This is a genomic window from Magnetospirillum sp. LM-5 (genome assembly GCF_902729445.1).
In the GTDB taxonomy this organism is placed as follows: Bacteria; Pseudomonadota; Alphaproteobacteria; order Rhodospirillales; family Magnetospirillaceae; genus Magnetospirillum.
Genome location: NZ_CACVCE010000012.1, coordinates 213762 through 240707, shown reverse-complemented (window position 1 = coordinate 240707; position 26946 = coordinate 213762). Strand labels below are relative to the sequence as shown.

Annotated in this window: 24 protein-coding genes, 1 tRNA gene and 1 pseudogene; 16 read left to right on the top strand and 10 right to left on the bottom strand. The window is 66.4% G+C overall.

From position 1 onward, the window contains the following. The first annotated feature begins 43 nt into the window (after positions 1-43). From MTBLM5_RS07220 to MTBLM5_RS18875, 6 genes are read left to right on the top strand one after another with little or no spacing between them, the layout of a single operon-like run. Positions 44-1777, top strand: coding sequence for an EAL domain-containing protein (locus MTBLM5_RS07220; RefSeq protein ID WP_173975105.1), 1734 nt, complete (start codon positions 44-46; stop codon positions 1775-1777). 21 nt (positions 1778-1798) lie between these two features. Continuing rightward, complete coding sequence (gene ubiA, locus MTBLM5_RS07215; RefSeq protein ID WP_173975103.1) at positions 1799-2713, top strand: 4-hydroxybenzoate octaprenyltransferase; 915 nt, start codon at positions 1799-1801, stop codon at positions 2711-2713. Next, a complete protein-coding gene (locus MTBLM5_RS07210; protein ID WP_254430941.1) occupies positions 2710-3390 on the top strand; it encodes a methyltransferase in 681 nt (226 codons plus the stop codon). Before ubiA ends, MTBLM5_RS07210 begins: the two co-directional genes overlap by 4 nt. A 30-nt stretch (positions 3391-3420) precedes the next feature. Further along, positions 3421-4194 carry a hydroxyacylglutathione hydrolase gene (gene gloB / locus MTBLM5_RS07205; RefSeq protein ID WP_173975101.1) on the top strand — a complete coding sequence of 258 codons (774 nt, stop codon included), beginning with the start codon at positions 3421-3423 and terminating at the stop codon, positions 4192-4194. 20 nt (positions 4195-4214) lie between these two features. Beyond that, positions 4215-4823 carry a glutathione S-transferase N-terminal domain-containing protein gene (locus MTBLM5_RS07200; protein WP_371814001.1) on the top strand — a complete coding sequence of 203 codons (609 nt, stop codon included), beginning with the start codon at positions 4215-4217 and terminating at the stop codon, positions 4821-4823. Next, a complete protein-coding gene (locus MTBLM5_RS18875) occupies positions 4820-5227 on the top strand; it encodes a cupin domain-containing protein (protein ID WP_173975099.1) in 408 nt (135 codons plus the stop codon). The genes MTBLM5_RS07200 and MTBLM5_RS18875 overlap by 4 nt, the downstream gene beginning before the upstream one ends. A 72-nt stretch (positions 5228-5299) precedes the next feature. Here the strand turns inward: MTBLM5_RS18875 and MTBLM5_RS19115 are convergent. Further along, positions 5300-5809 (bottom strand): annotated as a pseudogene (locus tag MTBLM5_RS19115) (PAS-domain containing protein); the annotation flags it as partial. 81 nt (positions 5810-5890) lie between these two features. Here MTBLM5_RS19115 and MTBLM5_RS07180 point away from each other — a divergent pair. Next, a complete protein-coding gene (locus tag MTBLM5_RS07180) occupies positions 5891-6316 on the top strand; it encodes a thioesterase family protein (protein ID WP_173975098.1) in 426 nt (141 codons plus the stop codon). On the opposite strand, the gene MTBLM5_RS07175 is transcribed toward MTBLM5_RS07180, so the two are convergent. Then, on the bottom strand, positions 6273-7154 hold the full coding sequence (locus tag MTBLM5_RS07175) for a DMT family transporter (RefSeq protein ID WP_254430940.1): 882 nt from the start codon (positions 7152-7154) through the stop codon (positions 6273-6275). The genes MTBLM5_RS07180 and MTBLM5_RS07175 overlap by 44 nt on opposite strands. Continuing rightward, positions 7151-7813, bottom strand: coding sequence for an isoprenoid biosynthesis glyoxalase ElbB (gene elbB, locus MTBLM5_RS07170; RefSeq protein WP_173975096.1), 663 nt, complete (start codon positions 7811-7813; stop codon positions 7151-7153). The genes MTBLM5_RS07175 and elbB overlap by 4 nt, the downstream gene beginning before the upstream one ends. Positions 7814-7868: 55 nt before the next feature. Between elbB and MTBLM5_RS07165 the strand changes: the two genes are divergently transcribed. Then, positions 7869-9365 (top strand): carboxypeptidase M32, encoded by a 1497-nt coding sequence (locus MTBLM5_RS07165; RefSeq protein WP_173975094.1) that lies wholly within the window; start codon positions 7869-7871, stop codon positions 9363-9365. Here MTBLM5_RS07165 and MTBLM5_RS07160 read toward each other — a convergent pair. The 5 genes from MTBLM5_RS07160 to MTBLM5_RS07140 form a co-directional block, all read right to left on the bottom strand. Beyond that, entirely contained in the window at positions 9362-9727 is a 366-nt protein-coding gene (locus MTBLM5_RS07160; RefSeq protein ID WP_173975092.1) for a hypothetical protein, read from the bottom strand. The genes MTBLM5_RS07165 and MTBLM5_RS07160 overlap by 4 nt on opposite strands. Positions 9728-9788: 61 nt before the next feature. Then, positions 9789-9864 (bottom strand) — tRNA-Ile (locus tag MTBLM5_RS07155). Between the two features lie 69 nt (positions 9865-9933). Next, positions 9934-11922: an RNA polymerase sigma factor RpoD gene (rpoD, locus tag MTBLM5_RS07150; protein WP_173975090.1), complete on the bottom strand. Its 1989-nt coding sequence runs from the start codon at positions 11920-11922 to the stop codon at positions 9934-9936. Positions 11923-11967: 45 nt separating this feature from the next. Beyond that, complete coding sequence (gene dnaG / locus MTBLM5_RS07145; RefSeq protein ID WP_173975088.1) at positions 11968-13842, bottom strand: DNA primase; 1875 nt, start codon at positions 13840-13842, stop codon at positions 11968-11970. A gap of 35 nt (positions 13843-13877) precedes the next feature. Then, positions 13878-14336, bottom strand: a complete 459-nt coding sequence (locus MTBLM5_RS07140) for a GatB/YqeY domain-containing protein (RefSeq protein ID WP_173975085.1) — start codon at positions 14334-14336, stop codon at positions 13878-13880. Positions 14337-14623: 287 nt separating this feature from the next. Here MTBLM5_RS07140 and carA point away from each other — a divergent pair, with 287 nt between their 5' ends. The 7 genes from carA (at position 14624) to MTBLM5_RS07105 (ending at position 24786) form a co-directional block, all read left to right on the top strand. Further along, positions 14624-15802 carry a glutamine-hydrolyzing carbamoyl-phosphate synthase small subunit gene (carA, locus tag MTBLM5_RS07135; protein WP_173975083.1) on the top strand — a complete coding sequence of 393 codons (1179 nt, stop codon included), beginning with the start codon at positions 14624-14626 and terminating at the stop codon, positions 15800-15802. A gap of 129 nt (positions 15803-15931) precedes the next feature. After that, positions 15932-19183, top strand: coding sequence for a carbamoyl-phosphate synthase large subunit (gene carB, locus MTBLM5_RS07130; RefSeq protein WP_173975081.1), 3252 nt, complete (start codon positions 15932-15934; stop codon positions 19181-19183). A 19-nt stretch (positions 19184-19202) separates the two neighbouring features. Beyond that, the gene (gene greA, locus MTBLM5_RS07125; RefSeq protein ID WP_173975079.1) at positions 19203-19676 is read left to right on the top strand and encodes a transcription elongation factor GreA; all 474 of its coding nucleotides are present in this window, start codon (positions 19203-19205) and stop codon (positions 19674-19676) included. A gap of 28 nt (positions 19677-19704) precedes the next feature. Beyond that, positions 19705-20577, top strand: a complete 873-nt coding sequence (locus tag MTBLM5_RS07120) for a diguanylate cyclase (RefSeq protein WP_173975077.1) — start codon at positions 19705-19707, stop codon at positions 20575-20577. A 65-nt stretch (positions 20578-20642) separates the two neighbouring features. Then, a complete protein-coding gene (locus MTBLM5_RS07115) occupies positions 20643-21893 on the top strand; it encodes a hypothetical protein (protein WP_173975076.1) in 1251 nt (416 codons plus the stop codon). A gap of 27 nt (positions 21894-21920) precedes the next feature. Then, on the top strand, positions 21921-23693 hold the full coding sequence (locus MTBLM5_RS07110) for a hypothetical protein (RefSeq protein WP_173975074.1): 1773 nt from the start codon (positions 21921-21923) through the stop codon (positions 23691-23693). Between the two features lie 238 nt (positions 23694-23931). Further along, the gene (locus tag MTBLM5_RS07105) at positions 23932-24786 is read left to right on the top strand and encodes an SMP-30/gluconolactonase/LRE family protein (protein ID WP_173975072.1); all 855 of its coding nucleotides are present in this window, start codon (positions 23932-23934) and stop codon (positions 24784-24786) included. Between the two features lie 12 nt (positions 24787-24798). Here MTBLM5_RS07105 and MTBLM5_RS07100 read toward each other — a convergent pair whose 3' ends face one another. Next, the gene (locus MTBLM5_RS07100) at positions 24799-25704 is read right to left on the bottom strand and encodes a DnaJ C-terminal domain-containing protein (protein WP_173975070.1); all 906 of its coding nucleotides are present in this window, start codon (positions 25702-25704) and stop codon (positions 24799-24801) included. Between the two features lie 61 nt (positions 25705-25765). Further along, positions 25766-26230: an RT0821/Lpp0805 family surface protein gene (locus MTBLM5_RS07095; RefSeq protein ID WP_173975068.1), complete on the bottom strand. Its 465-nt coding sequence runs from the start codon at positions 26228-26230 to the stop codon at positions 25766-25768. 122 nt (positions 26231-26352) lie between these two features. Here MTBLM5_RS07095 and pdxH point away from each other — a divergent pair, with 122 nt between their 5' ends. Further along, the gene (pdxH, locus tag MTBLM5_RS07090) at positions 26353-26943 is read left to right on the top strand and encodes a pyridoxamine 5'-phosphate oxidase (RefSeq protein ID WP_173975066.1); all 591 of its coding nucleotides are present in this window, start codon (positions 26353-26355) and stop codon (positions 26941-26943) included. The last annotated feature ends 3 nt before the right edge of the window (positions 26944-26946 follow it).

The following is a 26946-nucleotide window of genomic DNA, read 5'->3' as shown; positions in this document are numbered from 1 at the left end:
TGTATCATGCCATAGTTTATTGAGATTTCAGTAGGGAGTGGCCATGGCGGCTGGCGATCTGGCCCGCTCGCGCGAGATTTACGTAGCCTTCGCTTTCGCAGCTGCCGATCTGCTGCTCGAAGTCGACGAATCCGGGCGCATCACCTTCGCCGTCGGCGCTGCCATGGCCCTGACCAGCAAGCCGGCGCGGGCGTTGACCGACCTGCAATTGGCCAACCTGTTCATCCCCCAGGACAACGAACGCGTCGATCGCGCCCTGGTCCGCATGGACGAGGGCGAGCGGGTCCGCCACCTGCTGCTGCACACGCCCGGCGACCAGGCCCGTCAGCCCAAGCCGGTGGCATTGGCCGGCTATCGTCATCCCGACCAGCCCGGCGCCCGTCTGATCGCCCTGACCCACGCCGCCTCGCTGGAAGTCCCCGACGAGAACCGCAATCCGGTCAGCCGGCTGCTGGGGCGCGAGGATTTCTCGGCGCTGGCGCGGCGGATGATGGACGAAGGCAGCATGGGCGGCGACCCCGACCAGTCCTATCAGCTGACCATGGTCGAGGTGCCGCATGTCGAGCAGGTTCGCGCCGCCGTCGGCACCGTCAAGGCCGACGAATTCGTCGCCGAGTTGGGCGAAAGGCTGAAGGCGGCGTCTGTCGGCGGCGACGCGGCGGCCGAACTGGGCGAAGGACGCTTCGGCATCATCCATTCGCCGCTGGTCAGCGCCGGCGCCATCGAGAATGCCGTCACCGATCTGGTCAAGGCCTTCCTGCCCGACGACAAGGTCGAGCCGATCCAGGCCATGACCCTGGCTCTGGACGCCGCCGGAATCTCGTCGGAGGAAGCCACCAACGCCCTGCTTTATTCGCTGAACCGTTTCGCCCAGGGCGAAAGCATCAGCCTGGACAGCATGGCCCGCGACGTCCGCACCAGCCTGTCCGACACCGTCGGCCAGATCCGCCAGATCAAGGAAACCATCGACCACGGCCGCTTCGAGCTGGTGTTCCAGCCGATCATCGATCTGTGGACCGACGTGGTGCACCATTTCGAATGCCTGGTCCGTTTTCCCGGTCAGGCCTCGCCGTTCGAGACGGTGACCTTCGCCGAGAATGTCGGCATCGTCGGCACGCTGGACATGGCCATCCTGCATCGGGCCATCAATTTCATGCGCTCGCCGCAGGGCCACCACGAAGCGCTGCGCTTCGCCGTCAACCTGTCGGGCCGGTCCTTGTCGCACGCGCCCACCGCCCGGCGCTTGTTGGACGTCGTCGCCTCGTGCGCCGACCTCAAGGGACGGCTGCTGTTCGAGCTGACCGAATCGGCCGAGGTCGATGATCTGCCGTCGGTCAACGGCGTGCTGCAGACCCTGCGCCGGCAGGGCTTTCCGGTCTGTCTCGACGATTTCGGCGCCGGGTCGGCCGCCTTCCATTATCTGCGCGCCTTGCAAGTCGACCACGTCAAGATCGACGGCAGCTATATCAAGGACATCACCGACGAAAGTGCGGCGATGCCGTTCCTGCGCTCGATCGCCGCCTTGTGCGGCGAATTGAAGGTCGGCACCATCGCCGAATATGTCGAAACCCCCAAGACGGTGGCGCTGCTGCGCCTGTTGAAGGTCCGCTTCGGCCAGGGCTACATGTTCTCGAAGCCGATGCAGCCGGCCCACGACGATTCCGCCCCCACCAAGGGCTGGGCCATCAACAATCTGGTCTGGCACAACGGCTTGCTGGTGTACCGCCCCCCGGCCCCGAAGAAGGATCCCGCCAAGACCAATGGCGGCACCGGCTGATTTCGGCTATTGCTTGGCGCCATGAACACCCCTGTCTCCCTGAACGGCGACATCCCGGTCGGCAACTGGATCGATCGCTGGATTCCCGCCCCGGCCCGGCCCTATTTGCGGCTGATGCGGCTTGATCGCCCGATCGGCACCTGGCTTTTGCTGTTTCCCTGCTGGTGGAGCAGCGCCCTGGCCGCCGATGGCTGGCCGGACATCCGCCTGTTCATCCTGTTCGCCGTCGGCGCCGTGGTGATGCGGGGTGCGGGCTGCACCGTCAACGACATCGCCGACCACAAGTTCGACGCCCTGGTCGCCCGCACAGCCGGCCGCCCGATCCCCTCGGGCGCGGTCAGCGTGCCCCAGGCCGTGGCCTTCCTGGCGCTGCAATTGCTGGCAGGCCTGGTCATCTTGCTGCAATTGCCGCCCTTCGCCATCATGGTCGGCGCCGCCTCGCTGCTGCTGGTGTTTCCCTATCCGCTGATGAAGCGCATCACCTGGTGGCCGCAGGCCTGGCTGGGACTAACCTTCAATTGGGGGGCGCTGTTGGGCTGGGCGGCGGTCACCGGCGAAATCGGCCCGCCCGCCCTGGTCCTGTACGCCGCCGGCATCCTGTGGACCCTGGGCTACGACACCATCTACGCCCACCAGGACAAGGAAGACGACATCATGGTCGGCATCAAGTCGACGGCGCTGCGCCTGGGCGATTCCACGCCCGCCTGGCTGATCGGCTTCTATGGCGGCACCCTGGCCCTGGTCGGGTTGGCCTGCTGGCTGGCCGGGCTGTCCTGGGCCTTCTGGCCGGGATTGGCCCTGGCCGGGCTGCAACTGGCCTGGCAGGTCAGGACCGTCGATATCGACGACGGCGCCGACTGCCTGGACAAGTTCAAGTCCAACCGCTTCTTCGGCTGGGCGCTGCTGGCGGCGATCATCGCCGGGAAATTGACATGAGCCTGGACGTCGATCACTGCCGGGCCTTGATGGCGTCCGATCCGGCCGCCTTCATCCGCGAGGTGACCATGGTGGCCAGCCCGCCGGCCTGCCCGGAAATCAAGCTGCACCTGGCCACCGAGATCACCCCCTTGTGGCAGGCCACCGAGGACGCGCTGGACGGCATGAACGTGCCGCCGCCCTATTGGGCGTTCTGCTGGGCCGGCGGCCAGGCCTTGACCCGCTATGTGCTGGACCACCCCGAGCTGGTGCGGGGCAAGCGGGTGCTGGATTTCGCCGCCGGCTGCGGCGTGTCGGCGGTCGCCGCTGCCATCAACGGCGCGGCCCTGGTCGAAGCGGCCGAGATCGATTCCCTGGCCGGGGCGGCCATCTTGAACAATGCCCGCCTGAACGGCGTCGAGGTGAGCGTGGTGCTGGACGATCTGGTCGGCCAGGCCAATCGCTGGGATGTGGTGGTGGCCGGCGACGTCTGCTACGAAAAGCCGATGACCGAGCATATCTGGCCGTGGCTTCGAAAGCTGGCCGCCGACGGCGCCATGGTGCTGATGGCCGATCCCGGCCGGGCCTATCTGCCCAAGATGGGCCTGCTGGAAGTCGATCGCCGGGTGGTCCAGACCAGCCTGGAGCTGGAAGACAAGACCTCACGCGAGGTGGTGGTCTACCGCATCGTGGGGTAAGATGGCGCCAAGCTCCGCGCGAGGCCGCCCATGTCCCATCTGACCATCGAGCAGATCGCCGTCCTGTCGGACAATTACATCCATCTGCTGCACGAGCCGGAAAGCGGCGCGACGGCGGTGGTCGATCCGGCCGTCGCCGCCCCGGTGCTGGATATGCTGGCGGCCCGGGGGTGGGGCCTGACCCACATTCTCAACACCCATCACCATGGCGACCATACCGGCGGCAATCTGGACCTGAAGAAGGCGACCGGCGCCCAGGTGGTGGGCGCGCGCAAGGATGCCGAGCGCATCCCCGGCATCGATCTGGAAGTGGCCGAGGGCGACACCTTCCTCTTGGGCCACGCGGCGGCGATGGTGTTCGAGACGCCGGGCCATACCAGCGGCCACATCGCCTTCTGGTTCCCGGATTCCGCGGCGCTGTTTTGCGGTGACACCTTGTTCTCGCTGGGCTGCGGTCGCCTGTTCGAGGGGACCGCCGACCAGATGTGGGCAAGCCTGGCCAAGCTGCGCGACCTGCCCGATCACACCAACATCTATTGCGCCCACGAATACACCGCCGCCAATGGCCGTTTCGCCAAGGTGCTGGACCGCGACAACCAGGCCTTGAAGGCGCGTATCGAGCAGGTGGCGCGACTGAACGCCCAGGGACGGTCCAGCATCCCGGTCACCATGGAAGACGAGCGCGCCACCAATCCGTTCCTGCGCCCCGACCAGGCCTGCATCGCCCAGGCGGTCGGCCTGCCCCCCGGGACGCCGCCGGCCCAGGTGTTCGCCGAGTTGCGCCGCCGCAAGGACGTGTTTTGATCTTTCTGACCGGAGAACCGATGATGAAACTGCGCTATTCCCACACCTCACCCTACGCCCGCAAGGTGTGGATGACGCTGATCGAGTGCGGCCTGGACCACCGGGTCGAGATGGTCCCGACCAACGCCTGGGCCTCGGAAGCCGACCTGACCGCCGACAATCCGCTGTCGAAGGTGCCGGCGCTGATCCTGGAGGATGGCCAGGCGCTCTATGATTCTCCGGTGATCTGCGAGTACCTCGATTCGTTGCATGCCGGCCACAAGCTGTTCCCGGCCGACGGCCAGGAGCGCTGGCGGCAGCTGAGGATCCAGGCCCTGGCCGACGGCATCCTGGACGCCGCCGTGGCCATTCGCGTCGAAGAGACGCTGCGCCCCGAGGACAAGCGCTGGAGCGGCTGGATCGATCGCCAGAAGGCGGCCATCACCCGCTCGCTCGATCATCTGGAAAAGGATATCGGTCACTGGAGCAGCGTCTTCCTGATCGGGCCGCTGACCGTGGTGGCAACGCTGGGCTATCTGGACTTCCGCGGCGCCGTCGGCGATTGGCGCACCGCGCGTCCGCATCTGGCCCATTGGTACGCCACCACCCATAACCGCCGTTCGGTCCAGGAAACCGAGCCGAAGGAATGAGCGACCAGGCCGATGCCATCATCGCCCGGCTGGGGCTTCGGCCCCACCCGGAGGGCGGTCATTACGCCGAGACCTTCCGCGATGTCGGCACGAACGGCGGGCGCGGCGCGTGCACGGTGATCCACTTCCTGCTGAAGGCGGGCGAGGCGTCACATTGGCACCGCGTCGATGCCGCCGAGATCTGGGCCTGGCACGCCGGCGGGCCGCTGACGCTGAAGATCGATGGTGCAGAACTCATCCTGGGCGGCGACGTCCTGGCCGGCCAGGTGCCCCATGCGGTGGTACCGGCCCATTCCTGGCAGGCGGCCGAACCGCTGGGCGAATGGGTGCTGGTCTCGTGCGTGGTGGCGCCGGCCTTTTCCTTCGACGGATTCGAAATGGCGCCGGAAGGGTGGCGCCCCTAAAGGTAAGCGGGGCAAAAGTCCGGGCACGCAANGCGGCAAAAGCCCCCGCCGGGCCGCCGCCAAGATGGTCTGGGCCTTGGCGGTGGTGCCCAGTTTGCGACCGCAATTGGCCAAGTGGAATTCCACCGTCTTGGGCGATATCCCCAGGATCGAGGCGGTTTCCCACGCTGTCTTGCCCTGGGCCGCCCACAGCAGCACCTCGCGCTCGCGGCCAGACAATTCGGGCGCGGCCTGGGCGCCGCCCGTGTCCGCCTCGCGGGTGAACACCTTCATGATGCCGCCATCGGCCATCGCCCGGCCCTGGACCCGGATCAGGGTGCCATCGGGCCGACGCCGGGCATAGCTATCGGTCAGGCTGGCCAGACGTTGGCGCACGATCAGCCGGCTCTCGCCGCTGCCATGCTCGCCGCGCGCGATATTGAACTCGACGAAGGCCAGGAACGGCGTGCCGGGAACCATCATCTCGGGCGGAAAGCCCATCATCTCGATCAGGGCGCGGTTCCACGCCACCAGCTTCAGCTCGGCATCGAAGCGGATGATGCCGACCTCCAACTGGTCCAAGGTGTCTTGCAGGATATCCATCACCATCTGCCTCGGAATCCCCCGGGTGGGCTCGCCCCCCATGGTGGCGCAAACTTGTCCGCGTTGCAAAGGAGGCCCGCGATGAAATCCTCGCCCCAGGTCGGTGACGTCTTCACCTTCGCCTTCACCGTCACCGATGCCAAGACGGTGCCGGCCCTTTACCCGGAATCGCCTTTGTTCACCGCCATGCCCGGGGTGTTCGCCACCGGCTACATGGTGGGATTGATGGAATGGGCCTGCATCGAGGCGCTGGCCCCGCATCTGGACGAGGGCGAGGGCTCGTTGGGCATCGCCATCGCCGTCGATCACACCGCCCCCACCCTGCCCGGCCAGACGGTGACGGTGACCGTCACCTGCGACCGGGTCGATGGACCCCGCCTGGGCTGGAGCGTGGTGGCCCGTGACGAGATCGACCAGATCGGCGCCGGCCGCCACGACCGCAGTGTGGTGGCGTGGGACCGCTTCAATGGCCGCCTGGCGAAGAAGCGGGCGGCCCTTTCGCCCTGATCCGGGCGCTTGATCCCAGGGCGGCGCCGCCGACGATCAGGGCGGCAGCCGCCATCACCCGGGCGTCCAGATCCCCCTTGCCGAACAGCGCCAGCAGCAGCGTCGAGGCCAAGGGGGTGCCATAGGCCAGGGTGCCCAGGGTGCGGACATCGCCATGCTTGACGCCAAAATCCCACACGAAGAAGGCCGCCCCCACCGGACCGGCCCCCATCAGCGCCAGCACCAGCCATTCCGCGCCGGAAGGCGCCACCCAGCTCTCGAAGGCCAGATGGGCGATGGCGGCCAGCAGGGCGGTGGCCGCGCAAAATCCGGTGACGGCGTCGGACGGCACGCTCGCATAGCGCCGGTTGGCCACCGAATAGCCGGCCCACACCAGCGCGCAGGCCAGGGCGGCCAGATAGCCCGGCCAATGGACCGGATCGAACGAGGCGCCGGTCATCAGCAGGCCGACGCCGACGAAACCGGCCAGGGCGCCGGCCAGATGGCGGCCCGACAGGCGCTCGCCCGGCAGCAGGGCCGAACCCAGCACGATCAACAGCGGCCACAGATAATTGATCAGGTTGGCCTCGATCGACGGCGCCGCCTTCAGGGCCAGGAAGTAAAGGGCGTGATAGCCGAACAGCCCGCCCACCGACAGCAGCCAGGCGCCGGCCGGCTGACGCAGCCGGGCCAGCGGGTCAAGCCCCCGCGCCACCTGAAGGGCGATGCCGATCAGGGCCGCCAGGCCGAAGGTCACCGCCACCATCTGGAAGGGCGGCAGGTCGCCGCTGGCGGCGGTCAGCAGCGCCAGGCTGGACCACAGCGCCAGCGCCGCCGCCCCGACCAGGGTGGGGTTCAACGGCCCAGAAGCTTCAAGATCGCCGCCACCGTGGCGGCAGCGCCGTCGGCGATCTGGCCGATGCTGGCATCCAGCATGTAGCAGGGCGAGGTCACCACCTTGTGGGCCTGATCGACCACCACCTCGGCATGGGTGGTCGGGCAATGGGTGGCGCCCATGGCCTCGATGGCGGCGGCGGTGCCGGCGTCCGACCCGATGGTCAGCGACACCTTGTCGCCCAACACCTTGGCCAGCACGGCGGGCGCGATGCACAACGCGCCGATCGGCTTGCCGGCCCGATGCATGGCGGTGATGGCCGCCGCGACATCCGGGTCGACCGAACAGCCCGGCCCATCGATTGCGAAGCTTGACAGGTTCTTGGCGGCGCCGAAGCCGCCGGGAAAGATCAGGGCGTCGAAATCGGCGGCCTTGAAGGCCGACAGCGGCGAGATCTTGCCGCGCGCGATGCGGGCCGATTCCACCAGCACGTTGCGGCTTTCGGCGGTGGCCTCGCCGGTCAGGTGGTTGACCACATGCATCTGGGCGCGGTCGGGGGCGAAGCAGGCAGAGGTGCCGCCGGCCCGGTCGATCGCCAGCAAGGTCAGGACCGCCTCGTGGATCTCGGCACCGTCATAGACGCCACAGCCCGACAGAACCACGGCGAAACTTGGTTTGGTCATGGACTTGCCCCCTTCCCATCTGTACGAAGGAAGGCAGTGTAGCCAAGGAGCCCCCATGTCCGCCACCCCCGCCACTGACCGTCTGGAAGCGATTTTCGACAAGGCCGCCACCCTGGGCGAGGCGTTGGCCGTGCTGTCGTGGGACATGTCGGCGATGATGCCGGAAGGCGGCGCCCGGGCCCGGGCCGAGCAGATGGCCCTGATCAAGACCATCATCCACCAGACCGTCACCGCGCCCGAGGTGCAAGACCTGCTGGGTGCTGCCGGATCCGAGGCGCTGGACCCGTGGCGGGCCGCCAACCTGCACGAGATGCACCGCGACTGGGTCCATGCGGCGGCGGTGCCGGCCCAACTGGTCGAGGCCCTGTCCAAGGCGGAATCCACCTGCGAGATGGTGTGGCGGGACGCCCGCCCGGCCGCCGATTTCCAGCGCGTGCTGCCGACCCTGAAGCCGCTGCTGGCCCTGGTCCGCGAGGCCGGCCAAGCCAAGTCCGAGGCGCTGGGGGTCGGCATCTACGATGCCCTGCTGGACCAGTACGAGCCCGATGGCCGCTCGGCCGACATCGACCTTGTGTTCGCCGACCTGGAAGCCTTCCTGCCCGACTTCATCGAGCGGGCATTGTCGGTCCAGGGCGCCCGCCCCGCTGCCCTGCCATTGCCCGGTCCCTTCCCCACCGCCGCCCAGAAGGCTCTGGGCAAGACGATCATGGGCGTGCTGGGCTTCGATTTCGGCCATGGCCGGCTGGATGAGAGCCTGCATCCCTTCTGCGGTGGCATCCCCGACGATGTGCGCCTGACCACTCGCTATGACGAGGCCCAGTTCACCAAATCGCTGATGGGGGTGATCCACGAGACCGGCCACGCCCTTTACGAGATGGGCCTGCCGGCCGCGCCCTGGCGGCGCCAGCCGATCGGGCGGGCGCGCGGCATGCAGATGCATGAAAGCCAAAGCCTGCTGATGGAGATGCAGGCCTGCCGCAGTGCTGAGTTCCTGACCTTCGCCGCCCCCTTGCTGCGCGAAGCCTTCCAGGCTGAAGGCCCGGCCTGGGAGCCCGACAACTTGGCCCGCCACTTCACCCGGGTCGAGCGCGGCTTCATCCGCGTCGATGCCGACGAGGCGACCTATCCGGCCCATGTCATCATCCGCTATGGCCTGGAAAAGGCCCTGATCGAGGGGCGGATGGAACTGGAGGACCTGCCCGAGGCCTGGGACGCCGGCTATCGGCGCCTGCTGGGCATCACGCCGCCCGACGACCGGCTGGGCTGCCTGCAAGACATCCACTGGTTCGGCGGCGCCTGGGGTTACTTCCCCACCTACACCCTGGGCGCCATGACCGCCGCCCAATTGTTCGACGCCGCCAAGAAGGCGGTGCCGGGCATTCCGGCCGCCATCCAGCGGGGCGACTTCGCGCCGCTGTTGCTGTGGCTACGCGAGCATGTCCACGGCAAGGGCTCCAGCCTGTCGACCCGCGACCTGTTGACCCAAGCCACCGGCCGACCGCTGGATGCCGGCGTGTTCAAGGCGCACCTGGCGGCGCGGTATCTGGTTTAGGGGGAGGCCTCGTCCGTTTCCGAGAAATGGGCGTCAATGTCGCGATGGCCTTCCAGAACGGGGATTTGCAGCGTGGTTGGGCTGCGCAACAGAATAGTAAAATGCCGCGCATTCGGCATGAACCAGCGCGTTGAGTGCGCAATATGGCGCATAGTAAGGCGAGAAATCTTGCCAGCGCGACGGGTGGCGGGGTGCGCGGTGTTTGCTGTCATAGCGGGAGGGTTCATGCTCAGGCGTCTGCCCAGCGACACCTTGACCGTGGATGGCCTGCCCTGGGGGTGCAGGGCCTTGGGCAGCGGCCAACGCAGGTAGAAGACCCGGTGGCGCGAGACGTGCAGATAGGCGGGAGCGTGCAAAGCCAATGTTCCACCTTGATGTCCCACCAGGGGCTCATCAAGGCTATGTCATTGACTTTGCAGGATTTGGTGGGCCCGGCAGGACTCGAACCTGCAACCAGACCGTTATGAGCGGCCGGCTCTAACCATTGAGCTACAGGCCCCACCGGAAACGGGTACCATAACGCGAAGCGGCCGGGCGTCAAGCCCGGCCGGGTTCGGTCAGAACACCCCTAGGTGTCGAGGAAACTGCGCAGCTTGCGGCTCCGCGAAGGATGCTTCAGCTTCCGCAGCGCCTTGGCCTCGATCTGGCGGATGCGTTCGCGGGTCACGCTGAATTGCTGGCCGACCTCTTCCAGGGTGTGGTCGGTGTTCATGCCGATGCCGAAGCGCATCCGCAGAACGCGCTCCTCGCGCGCGGTCAGGGACGCCAGCACCCGGGTCGTGGTCTCGCGCAGGTTGGCCTGGATCGCCGCGTCCAGCGGCAGAACCGCGTTCTTGTCCTCGATGAAGTCGCCCAGGTGGCTGTCTTCCTCGTCGCCGATCGGGGTTTCCAGCGAGATCGGCTCCTTGGCGATCTTTAATACCTTCCGGACCTTCTCCAGCGGCATCGACAGCTTTTCCGCCAGCTCTTCCGGGGTCGGCTCGCGGCCGATCTCGTGCAGCATCTGGCGGCTGGTGCGGACCAGCTTGTTGATGGTCTCGATCATGTGCACCGGAATACGGATGGTGCGGGCCTGATCGGCGATCGAGCGGGTGATCGCCTGGCGGATCCACCAGGTGGCGTAGGTCGAGAACTTGTAGCCACGGCGGTACTCGAACTTATCGACCGCCTTCATCAGGCCGATATTGCCCTCCTGGATCAGGTCCAGGAACTGCAGGCCGCGGTTGGTGTACTTCTTGGCAATGGAAATCACCAGGCGCAGGTTGGCCTCGATCATTTCCTTCTTGGCCTTGCTGGCCTCGCGCTCGCCCCGCTGCACGGTCTGGACGATGCGGCGGAATTCGGAAATCGGCAGCGCCGCCTCGTTGGAAATGCCGCCGATCCTGGTCCGGATCTCGCCGATCTCGGTCTTGTGCTTCTCGGAAAAGTCCTTCCACTGCTTGGACTTGGCCGAAACGGTGGCGATCCAGTTGGGGTCCAGCTCGCTGCCGAAATAGCTGTCCAGGAAGTCCTGGCGCTTGACCCGGCACGATTCGGCCAGGCGCAGCAGCCGGCCTTCCTGCATCATCAGCTTCTTGTTGAGCCCGTTCATCTGCTCGACCAGCGATTCGATGCGGGCATTGTTGAGGTGGACGCCTTCCATCAGGCGGACCATCTCGGTCTTCAGCTTGTCGTACTTCTTCTCGATGCTGGCCGACACGGTCTCGCCCTTCGACAGGGCGGCCAGGCGGTCCTTTTGCACCTTCTCCATCTTCTGATGGGTGGCGGCGATGGCCTCCAGGGTTTCCAACACCTGCGGCATCAGCTGGGCTTCCATGGCGGCCAGCGAAATACCGCTATCCTCGCCCTCGCCTTCCTCGCCTTCGCCCTCGGCCTCGCCTTCCGGCGCCTCGGGTTCGTCCTCGGCGCCCTCGGCGGCCTCGCCCTCGGCGGGTGCCGCCTCTTCCTCGGGGCCGCGTTCCAGGTCCTCTTCGGTCAGTTCGCCGCCGGGGCCGCTGCCGTAGGTGGCGTCCAGGTCGATGATGTCACGAAGCAACATGCGGCCGGCCTGCAGGGCATCGTGCCAGTCGACCAGGGCGCGGATGGTGATCGGGCTTTCGCAGATGCCGCCGATCATCATCTCGCGGCCGGCTTCGATGCGCTTGGCGATGGCGATTTCGCCCTCGCGGCTCAAAAGCTCGACCGAGCCCATCTCGCGCAGATACATGCGGACCGGATCGTCGGTGCGGCCCAGGTCCTCTTCGTCGACATTGCCACCCGAATAGGCCTCGGTCTCTTCCTCGTCGGCCTCGGCCGGGGCGGCTTCCTCGCCTTCCTCGCTTTCGACGACATTGATGCCCAGCTCGGACAGCATGGCCATGGTGTCTTCGATCTGCTCGGACGACACTTCGTCGGGCGGCAGGGCGGAGTTCAATTCGTCATAGGTGACGTAGCCGCGTTCGCGGCCCCGCGCGACCATCTTCTTGACGGCGACACCCAAGGTATCGAGCAGCGGACCATCCAGGGTCTCTTCCTGGGTCTCGCTGACTTCCGCCGTATTCTGAGCCTTGGTCGCCATGAACTGCCTTGCTCCTGATCTTTGTCCGCTTATGTCCCGACCGGGTCAGAACCCCTGCCGGTCGTCGTCGTCGTCCTTGTCCTCGGCGATGCCGCTGCCCACCTGCTTCAGGGCGGCAAACCGATCAAACGCGCCGGCCGACATGTCCTGGCCGAGTTTCTCGGCGGCCTGGCCGATGTCGTTCGCCAGGCCCCGCTTCCACGCATAGCGCTTGAAAAGACGATCCCAATGCTGCTTGGCCTCGATGATCGTTTCCGGGCGGCCGATCCTGTATTCGTCGGTGTCCAGCAGATGGTCCAGCACCGGGGTTAAACCGTCCGCCCTCAAATGGTCGCAAAACGCATCCGAGTCAAGGTCGTGGACAGTCTGCAGGTGCTTTAGAATCCCGCGTCGAAGGTTGTCAAGGGCGTTGTCCGAAAAGCCGGTCTCGCCCAGGCTTTCGCACACCTGTTCCAGCAAGGGCGGCTGGTGCAGCAAAAGCGCCATCAATTGTGTCTCGCAGCTTTTCAACCACAAGGGATCGCTGTCGCCGGCCGGCGGACGCGGCTTGCCGGCGCCGGGCAGACGGCCATCGGGGGCGCGCAGCGGCGGATCGTTGGGCCGGCGCTTGAATTGGGCGCGTTGGCCCATGCCCGGTCCGGGCTGAGCCCGCTGCGGTCGCAGCATCTCGCGCAGGCGGTCGCGGAAGGCCGACAGGTACTGCCAGCGCACCGTCTCGTCGGCGATGGCGAAGGCCTTGTCCTTCAATTCCTTCTCGATGGCGGCGCGCCGTTCCGGGGTATCCAGCGGTCGGCCGGCCACCGTCAGGTCGAACAAAACCTCGAACAGGCCGCGCGCCTGGTCCAGCACCGATTGCATGGCGGCCGGCCCCTTGGCCTTGATCAGCGAATCCGGGTCCTCGGGGTGGGGCAGCAATGCGAAGCGCAGGGACTTGCCGGGCTTCAGGATCGGCACCGCCCGCTCGGCGGCGCGGCCCATGGCCCGCTGACCGGCATTGTCGCCGTCGAAGCACAGGGTCGGCTCGTCGGCCAAACGCCACATTTCCTCGATCTGGGCCTCGGTCAGGGCGGTGCCCAAGGGCGCCACGGCAAAGGTGAAGCCGGCCTGATGCAGGGCGATGACATCCATATAGCCCTCGGCCGCCAGCACCATGCGCTTCTCGCGCGCCGACTCACGCGCATGGGCCAGGCCGTACAGGGTCGAGCCCTTGTGGAACAGCGGCGTGTCGGGGGAGTTCAGGTATTTCGGCTGGCCGTCGCCCAGGGTGCGGGCGCCGAAGGCGACGATGCGGCCGCGGCGGTCGGTGACCGGAAACATCACCCGGCCGCGGAAGAAGTCAAACGAAGCCCCGTCGCCCTCGGGCTTCTTCAACAGCCCGGCTTCGATCAGCAGCGATTCCGGCGCAGCCTCGCTCATCAACGCCTTTTTCAAGGCATCGCGCGACTCAGGCGCCCAGCCCAGGCGGAAGCGGGCAATGGTCTCTTCCGACAGGCCGCGATCGCGCAAATAGGCCAGGCCGTCACGGCCGGCCGGCCCGCGCAGGGATTTCTCGAAGAACTTGCAGGCCGCGTCCATGACGTCGTGCAGCGAGGCGCGCCGCGCCTCCTGCTGGCGTTCCTGCGGCGTCGCCTTGGGGACTTCCAGGCCGCATTCGGCCGCCAGCTTCTCCACCGCCTCGGTGAAGGACAGGTGGTTGGCCCGCATCTCGAAGCCGATGGCGTCGCCATGGGCGCCGCAGCCGAAACAATGAAAAAAACCCTTCTCCTCGTTGACGGTGAAGCTGGGGGTCTTTTCGTTGTGGAACGGGCACAGGCCCTGTTGCTCGCGGCCCTTGCGGGTCAGCTTGACCCGGCGGCCGACCACGCCGGTCAGCGGCACGCGGGCGCGCAACTCGTCCAGGAACTGGGGCGGGAAGGCCATGATCCGTCAGCCCCCGAACCGGCGAGGGGCTGGGTTCAGCCCCCCAATTCCTTCTTGGTGGCGGCGCTGGCCTTGGTGAAGTCCATGCTGCCGGCGAAGCGTTCCTTCAAGGCGGCCATCACCCGGCCCATGTCCTTCAGGCCGCCGGCACCGAGTTCGGCGATCACCGCGCGCACGGCGTCCAGGGTCTCGGCCTCGGACAGCTGGCGGGGCAGGAACCGCTCGATGATGGTGATCTCGTCGGCTTCCTGCTGGGCCAGTTCAAGCCGGCCGCCCTGTTCATAAAGGCTGATGCTCTCGCGCCGCTGCTTGATCATCGATTGCAGCATCGACAAGATCTCGTCCTCGGTGATGCCATCCATGACATTGCGCGAACGCGCCGCGATGTCGCGGTCCTTCAGCGCCGCAAGGATCAGCCGCACGGTGGAAACGGTCCGCGCGTCCTTGGACAGCATGGCGGACTTCAATGCGTCGTTGAGCTGCTGGCGCAGCATGGGACCTCACGGATGAAACTCGGGAAAGGGGTCAAACTAGCCTGAATCGGCCTTTCTGGCAACACCTTTAATTGCTTGAAAACATTCGGTTTTACGCAGGGCAGGGAAGTCTTGACTTAAGGGCCGGTTTTCTATAGACCACGCGAAATTTGCCTGCCGCTTCCCGGGCCGCCAGTGCTCCCGCCGGAGGACGTCGCGTCGATACCGACACGAGTCCTTGCGCCCGAGTGCGACCTGTAGGCACCCTTGGATTTCCGCCCTGACCGGGGCCTGCTTTTAGGACCGCCATGACCCGACCGCCCGCGCCGAATTTCGACATCCCCCGCCCCCCCCATGCCGACGCCGCCCTGGTGCTGGCCGACGGCACGGTGCTGTGGGGCAAGGGAATCGGCGCTGCCGGCATGAGCGTCGGCGAAGTGGTGTTCAACACCGCCATGTCGGGCTATCAGGAAACCCTGACCGACCCGTCCTATGCCGGCCAGATCATCACCTTCACCTTCCCGCATATCGGCAATGTCGGCGCCAACAACGAAGACATCGAGACCGTCACCCCGGCGGCGCGCGGCCTGATCATCAAGGCCGACATCACCGAGCCGTCCAACTGGCGTTCGGCCCAGCACCTGGATGCCTGGCTGAAGTCGCATTCCATCACCGGCCTGGCCGGCATCGACACCCGGGCCCTGACCCGGCGCATCCGGTCCAAGGGCGCCCCCAACGGCGTGGTGGTCTATGCCCCCGGCGGCGCGCCCGATCTGAAGGCGGCGTGGGAGATGGCCGCCGGCTGGCCCGGCCTGGAAGGCATGGATCTGGCGCGTGACGTCACCTGCCGCCAGACCTATGGCTGGGACGAGACCGAGTGGGCCTTGACCACCGGCTATGGCCGCCAGGACAACCCGCGTTTCCATGTGGTCGCCGTCGATTTCGGCGCCAAGCGCAACATCCTGCGCTGCCTGGCCAGCGCCGGCTGCAAGGTGACGGTGGTCCCGGCCGACAGTTCGGCCGAGGATGTGTTGAAGCACCAGCCCGACGGCGTGTTCCTGTCCAACGGCCCGGGCGACCCGGCCGCCACCGGGGCCTATGCGGTGCCGATGATCCAGGGCGTGATCAAGGCCGGCAAGCCGGTCTTCGGCATCTGCCTGGGCCACCAGATGCTGAGCCTGGCCTTGGGGGCCAAGACCTTCAAGATGGACACCGGCCATCGCGGCGCCAATCACCCGGTCAAGGACCTCGAGACCGGCAAGGTCGAGATCACCAGCCAGAATCACGGCTTCGTGGTCGATGAGAGGACGTTGCCGGCCGGAATCACCGTCACCCACCGCTCGCTGTTCGACCAATCGGTCGAGGGCATCAAGGCCAAGGACAAGCCGGTCTTCTCGGTGCAGTACCACCCCGAGGCCAGCCCCGGCCCGATGGACAGCCATTACCTGTTCGACCGCTTCGTCGCGATGATCGAGGCGTCGAAGTGACGTCGCATGTCTTTTCAAGACACAGATGAACACAGATGAACGCCGATGATGATCATCCCCCGTTCCCAACCTATCTGTGTCTATCTGTGTTCATCTGTGTCTGAAAAATAATTCCTGAAAGCCGCCACCATGCCCAAACGTACAGACATCCAGTCCATCCTGATCATCGGCGCCGGCCCCATCGTCATCGGCCAGGCGTGCGAGTTCGACTATTCGGGCGTGCAGGCCTGCAAGGCGCTGAAGGAAGAGGGCTACCGGGTCATCCTGGTCAATTCCAACCCGGCCACCATCATGACCGACCCCGGTCTGGCCGACGCCACCTATATCGAGCCGATCACCCCGGACATCGTCGCCAAGATCATCGAGAAAGAGCGCCCCGACGCGCTGCTGCCGACCATGGGCGGCCAGACCGCGCTGAACACCGCCATGGCTTTGGCCGATCAGGGCGTGCTGGAGAAGTTCGGGGTCGAGATGATCGCCGCCAAGCGCGACGTCATCGCCAAGGCCGAGGACCGGCTGCTGTTCCGCGACGCCATGGACAAGATCGGCCTGGACAGCCCGAAATCGAAGGTGGTCAAGACCCTGCAGGAAGCCCGCGACGCTTTGGATTTCGTCGGTCTGCCGGCCATCATCCGCCCCAGCTTCACCCTGGCCGGCACCGGCGGCGGCATCGCCTACAATATCGAGGAATACGAGACCATCGTCTCGGGCGGCCTGGCCGCCAGCCCGGTCCATGAAGTGCTGGTCGAGGAATCGGTGCTGGGCTGGAAGGAATACGAGATGGAGGTTGTCCGCGATAAGAAGGACAACTGCATCATCATCTGTTCCATCGAGAACGTCGATCCGATGGGCGTCCATACCGGCGATTCCATCACCGTCGCGCCGGCGCTCACGCTGACCGACAAGGAATACCAGATCATGCGCAACGCCTCGATCGCGGTGCTGCGCGAGATCGGCGTCGATACCGGCGGCTCGAACGTGCAGTTCGCGGTCAACCCGAAGGACGGCCGCATGACCGTCATCGAGATGAATCCCCGCGTGTCGCGGTCCTCGGCGCTGGCCTCGAAGGCCACCGGCTTCCCCATCGCCAAGGTCGCCGCCAAGCTGGCGGTCGGCTATACCCTGGACGAACTGGCCAACGACATCACCGGCGTCACGCCCGCCAGCTTCGAGCCGACCATCGATTACGTGGTCACCAAGATTCCGCGCTTCACCTTCGAAAAGTTCCCCGGCGCCGACCCGAACCTCACCACCTCGATGAAGTCGGTGGGCGAAGCCATGAGCATCGGCCGCACCTTCCAGGAAAGCCTGCAAAAGGGCCTGCGGTCGATGGAGACCGGCCTGACCGGCTTGAACGAGGTGGAAATCCCCGGCGCCTCGGCCGCCGACCGCAAGGACGCGGTCAGGAAGGCCCTGGCCCAGCCGCGCCACGACCGCCTGCTGGTCATCGCCCAGGCCTTCCGCTTAGGGTTGACCGTCGCCGAGGTGCAGTCGGCCTGTTCCTACGACCCATGGTTCCTGGAGCAGATCAAGGCCCTGGTCGAGGCCGAGGAAGAGGTCCGCGCCAAGGGCCTGCCCATCGACGCGCCCGGCATGCTGCGCCTGAAGAAGATGGGCTTTTCCGACCAGCGTCTCTCCCAATTGTCGGGCAAGACCCTGGTGGAAACCACGTTCCGCCGCGAGGTGCTGAACGTCAAGCCGGTGATGAAGCGCATCGACACCTGCGCCGCCGAGTTCCCCTCGTCCACCGCCTATATGTATTCCTGCTACGAGGGCGACGGCATCAACCCGGCCGAATGCGAATCCGAGGTCTCGGACCGCGACAAGGTGATCATCCTGGGCGGCGGGCCGAACCGCATCGGCCAGGGCATCGAGTTCGATTATTGCTGCGTCCATGCCGCTTACGCCCTGGATGACGCCGGCAAAGAGACCATCATGGTCAATTGCAACCCGGAAACGGTGTCCACCGACTACGACACCTCGGACCGCCTGTATTTCGAGCCGCTGACCGCCGAAACGGTGATCGAGCTGGTCAGGAAGGAACAGACCCGCGGCCGGGTGCTAGGCTGCATCGTCCAGTTCGGCGGCCAGACGCCCTTGAAGCTGGCCCATGCCCTCGAGCAGGCCGGCATCCCGATCCTGGGGACCAGCCCCGACAGCATCGACCTGGCCGAGGACCGCGAGCGCTTCCAGCTGCTGCTGCAGGAGCTGGGCCTGAAGCAGCCGCCCAACGGCACGGCCCGCTCGCTGGAGGAAGCCAAGGCGGTGGCCGAGCGCATCGGCTATCCCGTCGTCATCCGCCCCAGTTTCGTGCTGGGCGGCCGCGCCATGCAGATCGTCTATGATCACGAGGCGCTGGAACGCTATATGAAGGAAGCGGTGGTGGTGTCGGGCGACGACCCGGTGCTGATCGACTTCTACCTGAAGGACGCCATCGAGGTCGATGTCGATGCCCTGGCCGACGGCACCGACGTCTATGTCGCCGGCATCATGCAGCATATCGAGGAAGCCGGCATCCATTCGGGCGATTCCGCCTGCTCGCTGCCGCCCTATTCGCTGGACGCCAAGACCCAGGCCGAGCTTGAGGCCCAGACCATCAAACTGGCCCGCGCCCTGAACGTGGTCGGCCTGATGAACGTGCAGTACGCGGTCCAGGACGGCACCATCTACATCCTGGAAGTCAACCCGCGCGCCAGCCGTACCGTGCCCTTCGTCGCCAAGGCCACCGGCATCCCGATCGCCAAGATCGCCGCCCGGGTGATGGCCGGCGAGACCCTGGCGTCCTTCAACATCAAGAAGGAAAAGCTGGATCACGTCGCCGTCAAGGAAGCGGTGTTCCCGTTCGCCCGCTTCGCCGGCGTCGATATCCTGCTTGGCCCGGAAATGAAGTCGACCGGCGAGGTGATGGGCATCGATCGCGACTTCGCCCTGGCCTTCGCCAAAAGCCAGCTGGGAGCCGGTTGCGTGCTGCCGACCAAGGGCTGCGCCTTCATCTCGGTGCGCGAAGGCGACAAGGCCGCGATGGTCGAAGTGGGCCGGCGCCTGCTGGCCATGGATTTCTGCCTGATCGCCACCGAAGGCACCGCCAAGTATCTGCGCGGCCACGGCCTGACGGTGGATATCGTCAACAAGGTGCTGGAAGGCCGGCCCCATTGCGTCGATGCGATGATGAACGGCCAGGTGCAACTGGTGGTCAACACCACCGAGGGCAGCATCGCGGTCAAGGATTCCTTCTCGATCCGCCGCACCGCTTTGCAGCTCAACATCCCGCACTACACCACGGTCGCAGGCGCCCGGGCGGCGGTCGAGGCGATCGAGGCCCTTCGCACCGGGGCGCTTGATGTCGCGCCGTTGCAATCGTACTTTAAAAGCTCGTTCTGACGCGGGGGCTTTGAGACGTATGGAAAAAATTCCGATGACTCCGGGGGGACTGACCCAGCTGGAGGACGAATTGCGGACCCTGAAGTCGGTGGAACGGCCGGCGGTGATCAAGGCCATCGCCGAAGCGCGTGAGCACGGTGACCTGTCGGAAAACGCCGAGTACCATGCCGCCCGCGAGCGCCAGAGCTTCATCGAGGGCCGGGTCGCCGAACTGGAAGACATCATCAGCCGCGCCCAGGTGATCGACGTCACCCAATTGTCGGGCGATCAGGTGCGTTTCGGCGCCACCGTCACCCTGGCGGACGAGGATGCCGAGGACGAGGTGGTCTACACCATCGTCGGCGCGCACGAGGCCGACATCAAGTCGGGCCGCATGAGCGTGCACTCGCCGCTGGCCCGCGCCTTGATCGGCAAGCATATCGGCGACACCGTCGAGGTGACCACGCCGGGCGGCTCGAAGTCCTACGAGGTCATTGACGTCAAGTTCGTCTGACGCACCTGCGATCGAGGGGCGGGGGATCATGAAGCCCGAAGAGATTTTTGGCAACCTGACGGCGTTCCAGCATGCCCTGGCCGGCCATTTCGATTGGCTGCATCGCTGGTATCAGGCGATCCTGCACCGAGATTCCGGCGCCACCATCCCTGACGCCGCCGCCGCCGTCTGCCCGTTCGACCTTTGGCTGCGCCGGGCCGAGCGGACCGAGTTCGCCGCCTTTCCCGGTTTCGTCAGCCTGGGCGTCCAGCACGAGGCGGTGCACGACAAGGCCGAGCAATTGTCGGTGCGCGCGCGGGCCGGCCAGACCGTCACCACCTCGGATTACGAGACCTTGATGGTGTCGGTGCTGGATTTCGGCGCCACCGCCCAGGCGCTGGAGCGCGAGGTCTGGACCGCGCTGGCCACCGTCGATCCGCTGACCGGGCTGGGCAACCGCCAGTCGATGCGCACCCATCTGATCGGCGAACGCGACCGCGCCATCCGCCAGAAGCAGCCGCTGTCTCTGGCCCTGACCGACATCGACCATTTCAAGCGGGTCAACGACACCTTCGGCCACGCCCAGGGCGACAAGGTCCTGCGCGAGGTGGCCCAGGTGCTGCGCAACACCGTGCGCCCCTATGACGTGGTCTACCGCTATGGCGGCGAGGAATTCCTGATCTGCCTGCCCGGCACCAGTGTCGAGGTCGGCGCCCAGGTGCTGGAACGCATCCGCGCCAACATCCAGGCCCTGCAGCTGACCGACGAGAAGGGCGCCCCCATCCCGGTCACCGCCACCTTCGGCATCGCCGCCATCACCGCCGAGACCTCGATCGAGGACGCCATGGAACAGGCCGACAAGGCGCTCTACGACGGCAAGCGCGGCGGCCGCAACCGCGTGGTGGTGTACGACGGGGACTGACATTTCCTGACCTTGCCTAACCTTCAGCCATCCCATACCCTTGGTTGCGCGACCAAGGAGGCAGGATGAGCTGGAAAGACCTCGATCTATGGCAGTGGCTGAAGGCAGACGCCGACGAGGATCTGCGGGACCTGACCAGGAAATGCCTGGTATTGGCGTCGAAACAGGCCGACGACACCAAGCTCGACGATTTCACCCTGCACGATTCCGGCCATGCCGCCCGGGTGGCTGCCCGGATGTGGGACCTGATGGGGCCCGAGGCCCGGAACGGTCTGTACCCCGAGGAACGCGCCCTGCTGCTGTTGTCGGCCTATCTGCACGACATCGGCATGAGCCCCAATCACGGCGTGGTGCGCGACCTGCACAAACATCTGCTGGAGGGCGGCCACCCGCCCGAGGGCGAGGCGGCCCCCTTGAGGGCCTGGCTGGATACCCAGGGCGAGCCCGTTGTGCCGCTGCCCGAGCGTGACGGCGCCTCGCGCTTCGACCGCGCCGCCCTGCTGGTCACCCATTATTGCCGCTCGCGCCACACCGCCTGGAGCAGTGACTGGATCACCGCCAACATCCCCGACGATGAAACCCGGCCCGGCTTTCGCGCCGCCCTGATCGATTTGTGCCTGAGCCACCATTGGGGCTGGGACCGGGTAATGGAGCTGAAGCCTTGCCCGCTGTCTGGCGGCCGCGTCGCCAATTTGCGTTATCTGGCGGTATTGCTGCGCGTCGCCGACGTGCTGGAAATCAGCCCCGAACGGGTACCGCCGGTGATCCGCGACCATCGCGCCATCTCGGCCGGCAGCAGGACCTATTGGGCCAAGGATCTGGTCAGCGCGGTCAGTTGCGCCGATGGAGAAATCCGCCTGACCGCCACCCCCGACAGCGCCCGCCTGCATCACGCCATCATGCAGACCATCGAGCAGATCGACCTGGAATTGCGCCAGGCCCACCACCATGCCGACATGAAACATCTGGTCACCGACATCCGTGCAGGTGCCGAGCGCTATGCCTGGCCCTGGCCGCCCAAGGTGATCGAGGATATCCACCCGCGGGGCGATTATGTCTATATCAACGGGTCGTTCCGGCCCGATGTCCCCAAGATGCTGTCCATCCTGGCCGGCACCGCGCTTTACGGCGATCCCTTCGCCGCCATCCGCGAATTGCTGCAAAACGCCTTCGACGCCGTGCGCTGGCGCATCGCCGAGATTGTGTGCGATCGGCTGGCCGAGGGGACCGGCCAAACCGTCGCCACCTTGCGCGCCGATCAGGCCCGCGCGCACCATGTGACGCTGACGGTCAAGGCGGAAGGCGACCGGCTGTAGCTGGTCTGCCGCGACAACGGCATCGGCATGAGCCGCGACCAGATCGAACATCGCCTGCTGGTCAGTGCCAGCGCCCGGCGGCCGGACCAGTTGAACCTGGAACGGCGCTGTGCCGAACACGGCTTCTCGCCCGAACTGACCGGGCAGTTCGGCATCGGTGCGCTCAGCTATTTCATGCTGGCCGACCGCGTCGAATTCACCACCCGCACCCTTGCCAGCGCCGACACCTGGACCTTCGTCAGCGAGGGGCTGGACGATTTCGGCGAATTGCGGTGGGTGAAGAACCTGCCCGACGCCGGCACCGAGGTCCGCCTGCGCCTGCGGCCACGCATCGAGCGCCGGGGAAAGACGCTGGAACTGGCCCAGCCCGCCGATCTGTGGCCGGCGCTGAACGACTATCTGCAGGAAACGGTGATCCACACCCCGTGCCGTGTCCTCCACCCCCTGGCCGACGGCACCATGCGCAATGGCGATCCCGGCTGGTTCCGGCCGCAGGAATGGTATGCGGAAACGGCGGTGGCGAATATTGCGCTTGACCCAACGGATGCCCCTCATCCCGCCGGCAAGACGGCCGAACGGGAGGCAACGGAGGCCTTGCTGGCAATGCGGCGGAAGGCCGCACGCGACGGACTCACCTGGACGGAAGAACAATGGGAGGAGGATTTTGCCAATCTCGGACTGCGCCTGCGCGGGCGCGCGCTCAGCACATTGTTTCCGTCCTCAGCCGGCCCGATGCCGATGTGGATCGACGAGGGACCAGAGATCATCGAGGGCTGCCGCTGGGCACCACCACAAGAGCGACTGACCACCGCCTGGCGCGGCATGGCGCTGGACCTCGTGTGGGAAGATAATTGGCAGGATGAGGAAGGAACGTCCTGTTACTGGCAGCAGGTTGAGCTGGACATCATCGCCGCCCCCGCCGCCACCCTGGCCGCCCATCGCGGCGGCCTGACGCTGCCAAAGCCGACACGCGTCCAAGTGGTCGAACGGATCGAGGACCGCCTGCACGAACGACATCTGACCCTGCTGGCCGACCATCGCACCGGCCGCTTCGGTGGCTGGCTGACGCTGAATTCCCCCGTTTGGATCGAGGATTGGACCTTGTCCGCCGACCATGCATGGGTCTGGAATCGCCGCCGCCCCGCCCCACCGGACTGGCCGCTGGCCGTGTCGATGTATTCATTCGGGCGCGAGGGGGGCGACGGCCTAGATAGAACGCCGCTTCAGTGCGACGGACAGGCGGTCGGCCTCGTTCAAGGCCCGGGACTGTACGCCTTCGTCGCGCATTTCCCCCCCGACCGGCTGGTATACCGAAAGGAATCCGCATCCTGGCTGTACCAGGACCGGCCGAGCGCCCCAGCTAAGCGGCACCGCTGGTGGAAGATGGACTTTCCGTCGGATTGGCAGGATATCGACGTCATCTCCGGCGAGGGTCCCTTCGCGGTGCGGACCGACAGCCCGCTGGCAGCCGCATTGGCGCCGCTGGCCGCGTGGGCCAAGGATGCGGCGGACTTACCGGACGACATCCGCAGCCAGGCCGAGCGGGTCCGGGCCCAGCCAAGCCTGTTGCTGCTGTGGCTGATGCACCACGCGTTTTCCCGTAGGCGCCTCAACACCGCCATCATGTCCGCCGCGTCCGCCCTGATCGGTGAGTTGTGGCCCACTATCCTGCCCGCCTGCGACGCCATCGTGGTGCAAGGAGCTTTTGAACGCGTCACCCTCCGCCGCGACGGCAGCCTGAAGGAAGAACGGACCCGCCTCCCCCGCCCGGCCGACCCGAAATGGCGGCTGGACGATTGATTCCGGTCGCCGCTTGACGTGCCTCTCCCCTCCCCTTTCATGGGGAGGGGTCGGGGGTGGGGTTGCTGGACGCAAGCGAGCTCGCCGCCGCCCCCACCCCAGCCCTCCCCACCAGGGGGAGGGGGGAAAGGGGAGGGAGGTGAAATGAACCCACCGCCCTCGGGTGTTTCCCGGGTTGTGGTGGCGGGCGAAATCGGGGATCGTTCGATCCTGCCAGACCATCACCCCCGGAGCGACCATGCGCCTGTTTGCCGCCCTTGCCGTTGCCCTGACCCTGTCGATCACCGCCCACGCCGCCGAGCCGGCCAAGCTGTGGGAGGCCACCGGCTTCCAACTGCCGGAATCGGTGCTGTTCGACGCCGCAAAGAACGTGCTTTACGTGTCGAACATCAATGCCGACCCGGTGGCCAAGGACGGCAACGGCTATATTTCGAAGCTGTCGGTCGAAGGCAAGCTGGTCACCGAGAAGTGGGTCACCGGCCTGGACGCCCCCAAGGGCATGGCGCTGGCCAAGGGAAGATTGTATGTCAGCGACATCGACCGCCTGGTGGTCATCGACGTTCAGACCGGCAAGATCACCAAGACCTACGGCGCCCCCGGCGCCAAGTTCCTCAACGATATCGCCGTCGATGCCGACGGCGCCGTCTATGTCTCGGACATGATGGACAGCGCCGTCTGGCGCCTGAAGGGCACCAAGTTCGAAAAGTGGCTGGCCGATCCCCAGTTGGAAAATCCCAATGGCCTGCGCATCGATAACGGCCGGCTGGTCGTCGCCGCCTGGGGGCCGATGACCGGCGACGGCTTCGCCACCTCGAAGCCCGGCCCGCTGAAGGCGGTCAGCCTGGCTGATCGCATGGTGCGCGACATCTCGCCACCCATCGGCAACCTGGATGGCCTGGAACCCGACGGCAAGGGCGGCTGGCTGGTCAGCGACTGGATGAAGGGCGGCGTGTTCAGCCTGGACCGCAAGGGCACGCCCACCAAAATCCTGACCCTGACCCAGGGTTCGGCCGATATCGGCTATGTCCCCGACCTCAAGCTGCTGCTGGTGCCGATGATGCTGGACGGCAAGGTGGTGGCCTACCGCTACTGACGGCCGCCGGTTCTAGACCATGCCGGCCTTGGCCCGGGGGTCATAGCCGGCGCGGCCACCCCACTTTTCCACCAGCTTGACGAAATCGGCATCGGAGTCCGGCAGAACCACCTTCAAGGTCACCAGTTGGTCGCCGGTGGCATGTCCGCTGGCGATGCCCTTGCCCTTCAGGCGCAGCACCGTGCCGGTATTCGATCCGGGCGGCACCGTCACCGTGACCTTGCCATGCACCGTCGGCACCGTGACCTTGCCGCCCAGCACCGCTTCCTGCACGCTGACCGGCAGGTCCAGCAAGATGTCGCGGTCGCGGCGGACGAAGAAGGGATGCGGCTCGACCGCGATATCGACGAAGGCGTCGCCGGCCTCGCCGCCCAACAGACCGGGGTGACCCTGCCCCTTCAGGCGCAGAACCTGACCGTCGGTGGTGCCGGCCGGAACCCGCACATCCAGCGCCTTGCCCGAAACCAGCGTGATGCGCCGGGTGGCGCCGACCGCCGCCTCGACGAAGGATACCGACAGCGGGTGGCGGGCCTCGGCGCCGCGGCCGGGATGGGGGCCATCCTCGGCTCGCTGGGCCCGGGCCTTGCGGCGCATCATCTCGGCCAGGATGTCGTCGACGCTGCCGCCGCCGAACGGGTTGTAGCCGCGCGCCCGCTGGCCGCCCGCCCCGGATGAGCGCCACGAGCGGCGCTTCTCGGCGCCGGTGGCATCGATCTCGCCGGCATCGAAACGCCGGCGCTTTTCCGGGTCGGACAGGAAGTCATAGGCGGCGCTGATGATCTTGAAGCGCTCTTCCGCCTTGGCGTCACCGGGATTGAGGTCGGGATGCAGCTCGCGCGCCAGCTGGCGATAGACTTTCTTGATGTCGTCGTCGCTGGCGTCGCGGGCGACGCCCAGTACCAGATAAGGGTCCTTCACCGGGTCATCCTTGCACGAAAGGGGCGCATGCCCCTGTTGTGCCAGAAAAAACCGGCCGGGGCTACTTCACCACCTTCCACGAGCCGTCGGGCTGGCGGCACGCGGTGCCATAGGCGTTTTCGTTCTTGCCGTCGATGGTGACGCTGGTCTGGAACTCGCGGCAGTAATTGCCGTTCTGGTCGGCCCCTTCGCGGGTCGGGGTGACGGTGCCGGAATGGCCGGAATCGGGGTTGCTCCAGGCGATCTGCTGGCCGATGGGCGCGGTCTGGGCGCGGCTTTCCGCCTGGCGAGCCGCCTGCTGATCGGCCTTGTCCAACGATTTGCCGACCTCGGAACCGACGAAGGCGCCCAGCAAGGTGCCCAGCGCCGTCGCCGCCAGACGCCCGGTGCCACCGCCGAACTGAGCGCCGGCGATGGCGCCGCCGACACCGCCCAGGATGGCGCCGCCGGTCTGCTTGGTACCGGCATCGTTCGAGCAGGCGGCGACCGCCAAGGAAAGGACCAGGGCAAAGGCAATCTTCTTCATGGCATGCTCTTGGATATCGGGTGGATGACCAGAATGCGACTGTGTCATGGAATTGGGGCTTTTTATGGGCGCGGGCGCAAGCTAGAAATGACCGCCACGCCCCGTTCACCACCAGGCCAGCCATGACCGCCGCCGAAGCCGACCCCTTCTCGCTGTTCGCCAAGTGGATGCACGAGGCCGAGCAATCCGAGCCCAACGACCCCAACGCCATGTGCCTGGCCACCGTCGATGCCCGGGGCCAGCCCAGCGCCCGCATGGTGCTGCTGAAGGATTGGGACCCGGCCGGGTTCGTGTTCTACACCAACCTGGAAAGCCGCAAGGCCGGCGAGATCGCCGCCAACGCCCGCGCCGCCTTGCTGTTTCACTGGAAAAGCCTGAAACGGCAGGTCCGGATCGAAGGAACGGTCGGGCCGGTCTCCGATTCCGAGGCCGACGAATATTTCGCCTCGCGCCATCGCACCAGCCAGATCGGCGCCTGGGCGTCGGCGCAGTCGCGCCCGATGGAAGGCCGCTTCGAACTGGAAAAGCGGGTGGCCGAGTACGGCCTGAAATTCGGCCTGGGCGCCGTGCCGCGCCCGCCGCACTGGTCGGGATTCAGGGTGGCACCCGAACGCATCGAGTTCTGGCAAGACCGCCCCTTCCGCCTGCACGACCGCTTCGCTTACACCCGGATCGACCAGGACCAATGGTCCCTGGTCCATCTGTTTCCGTGAAGG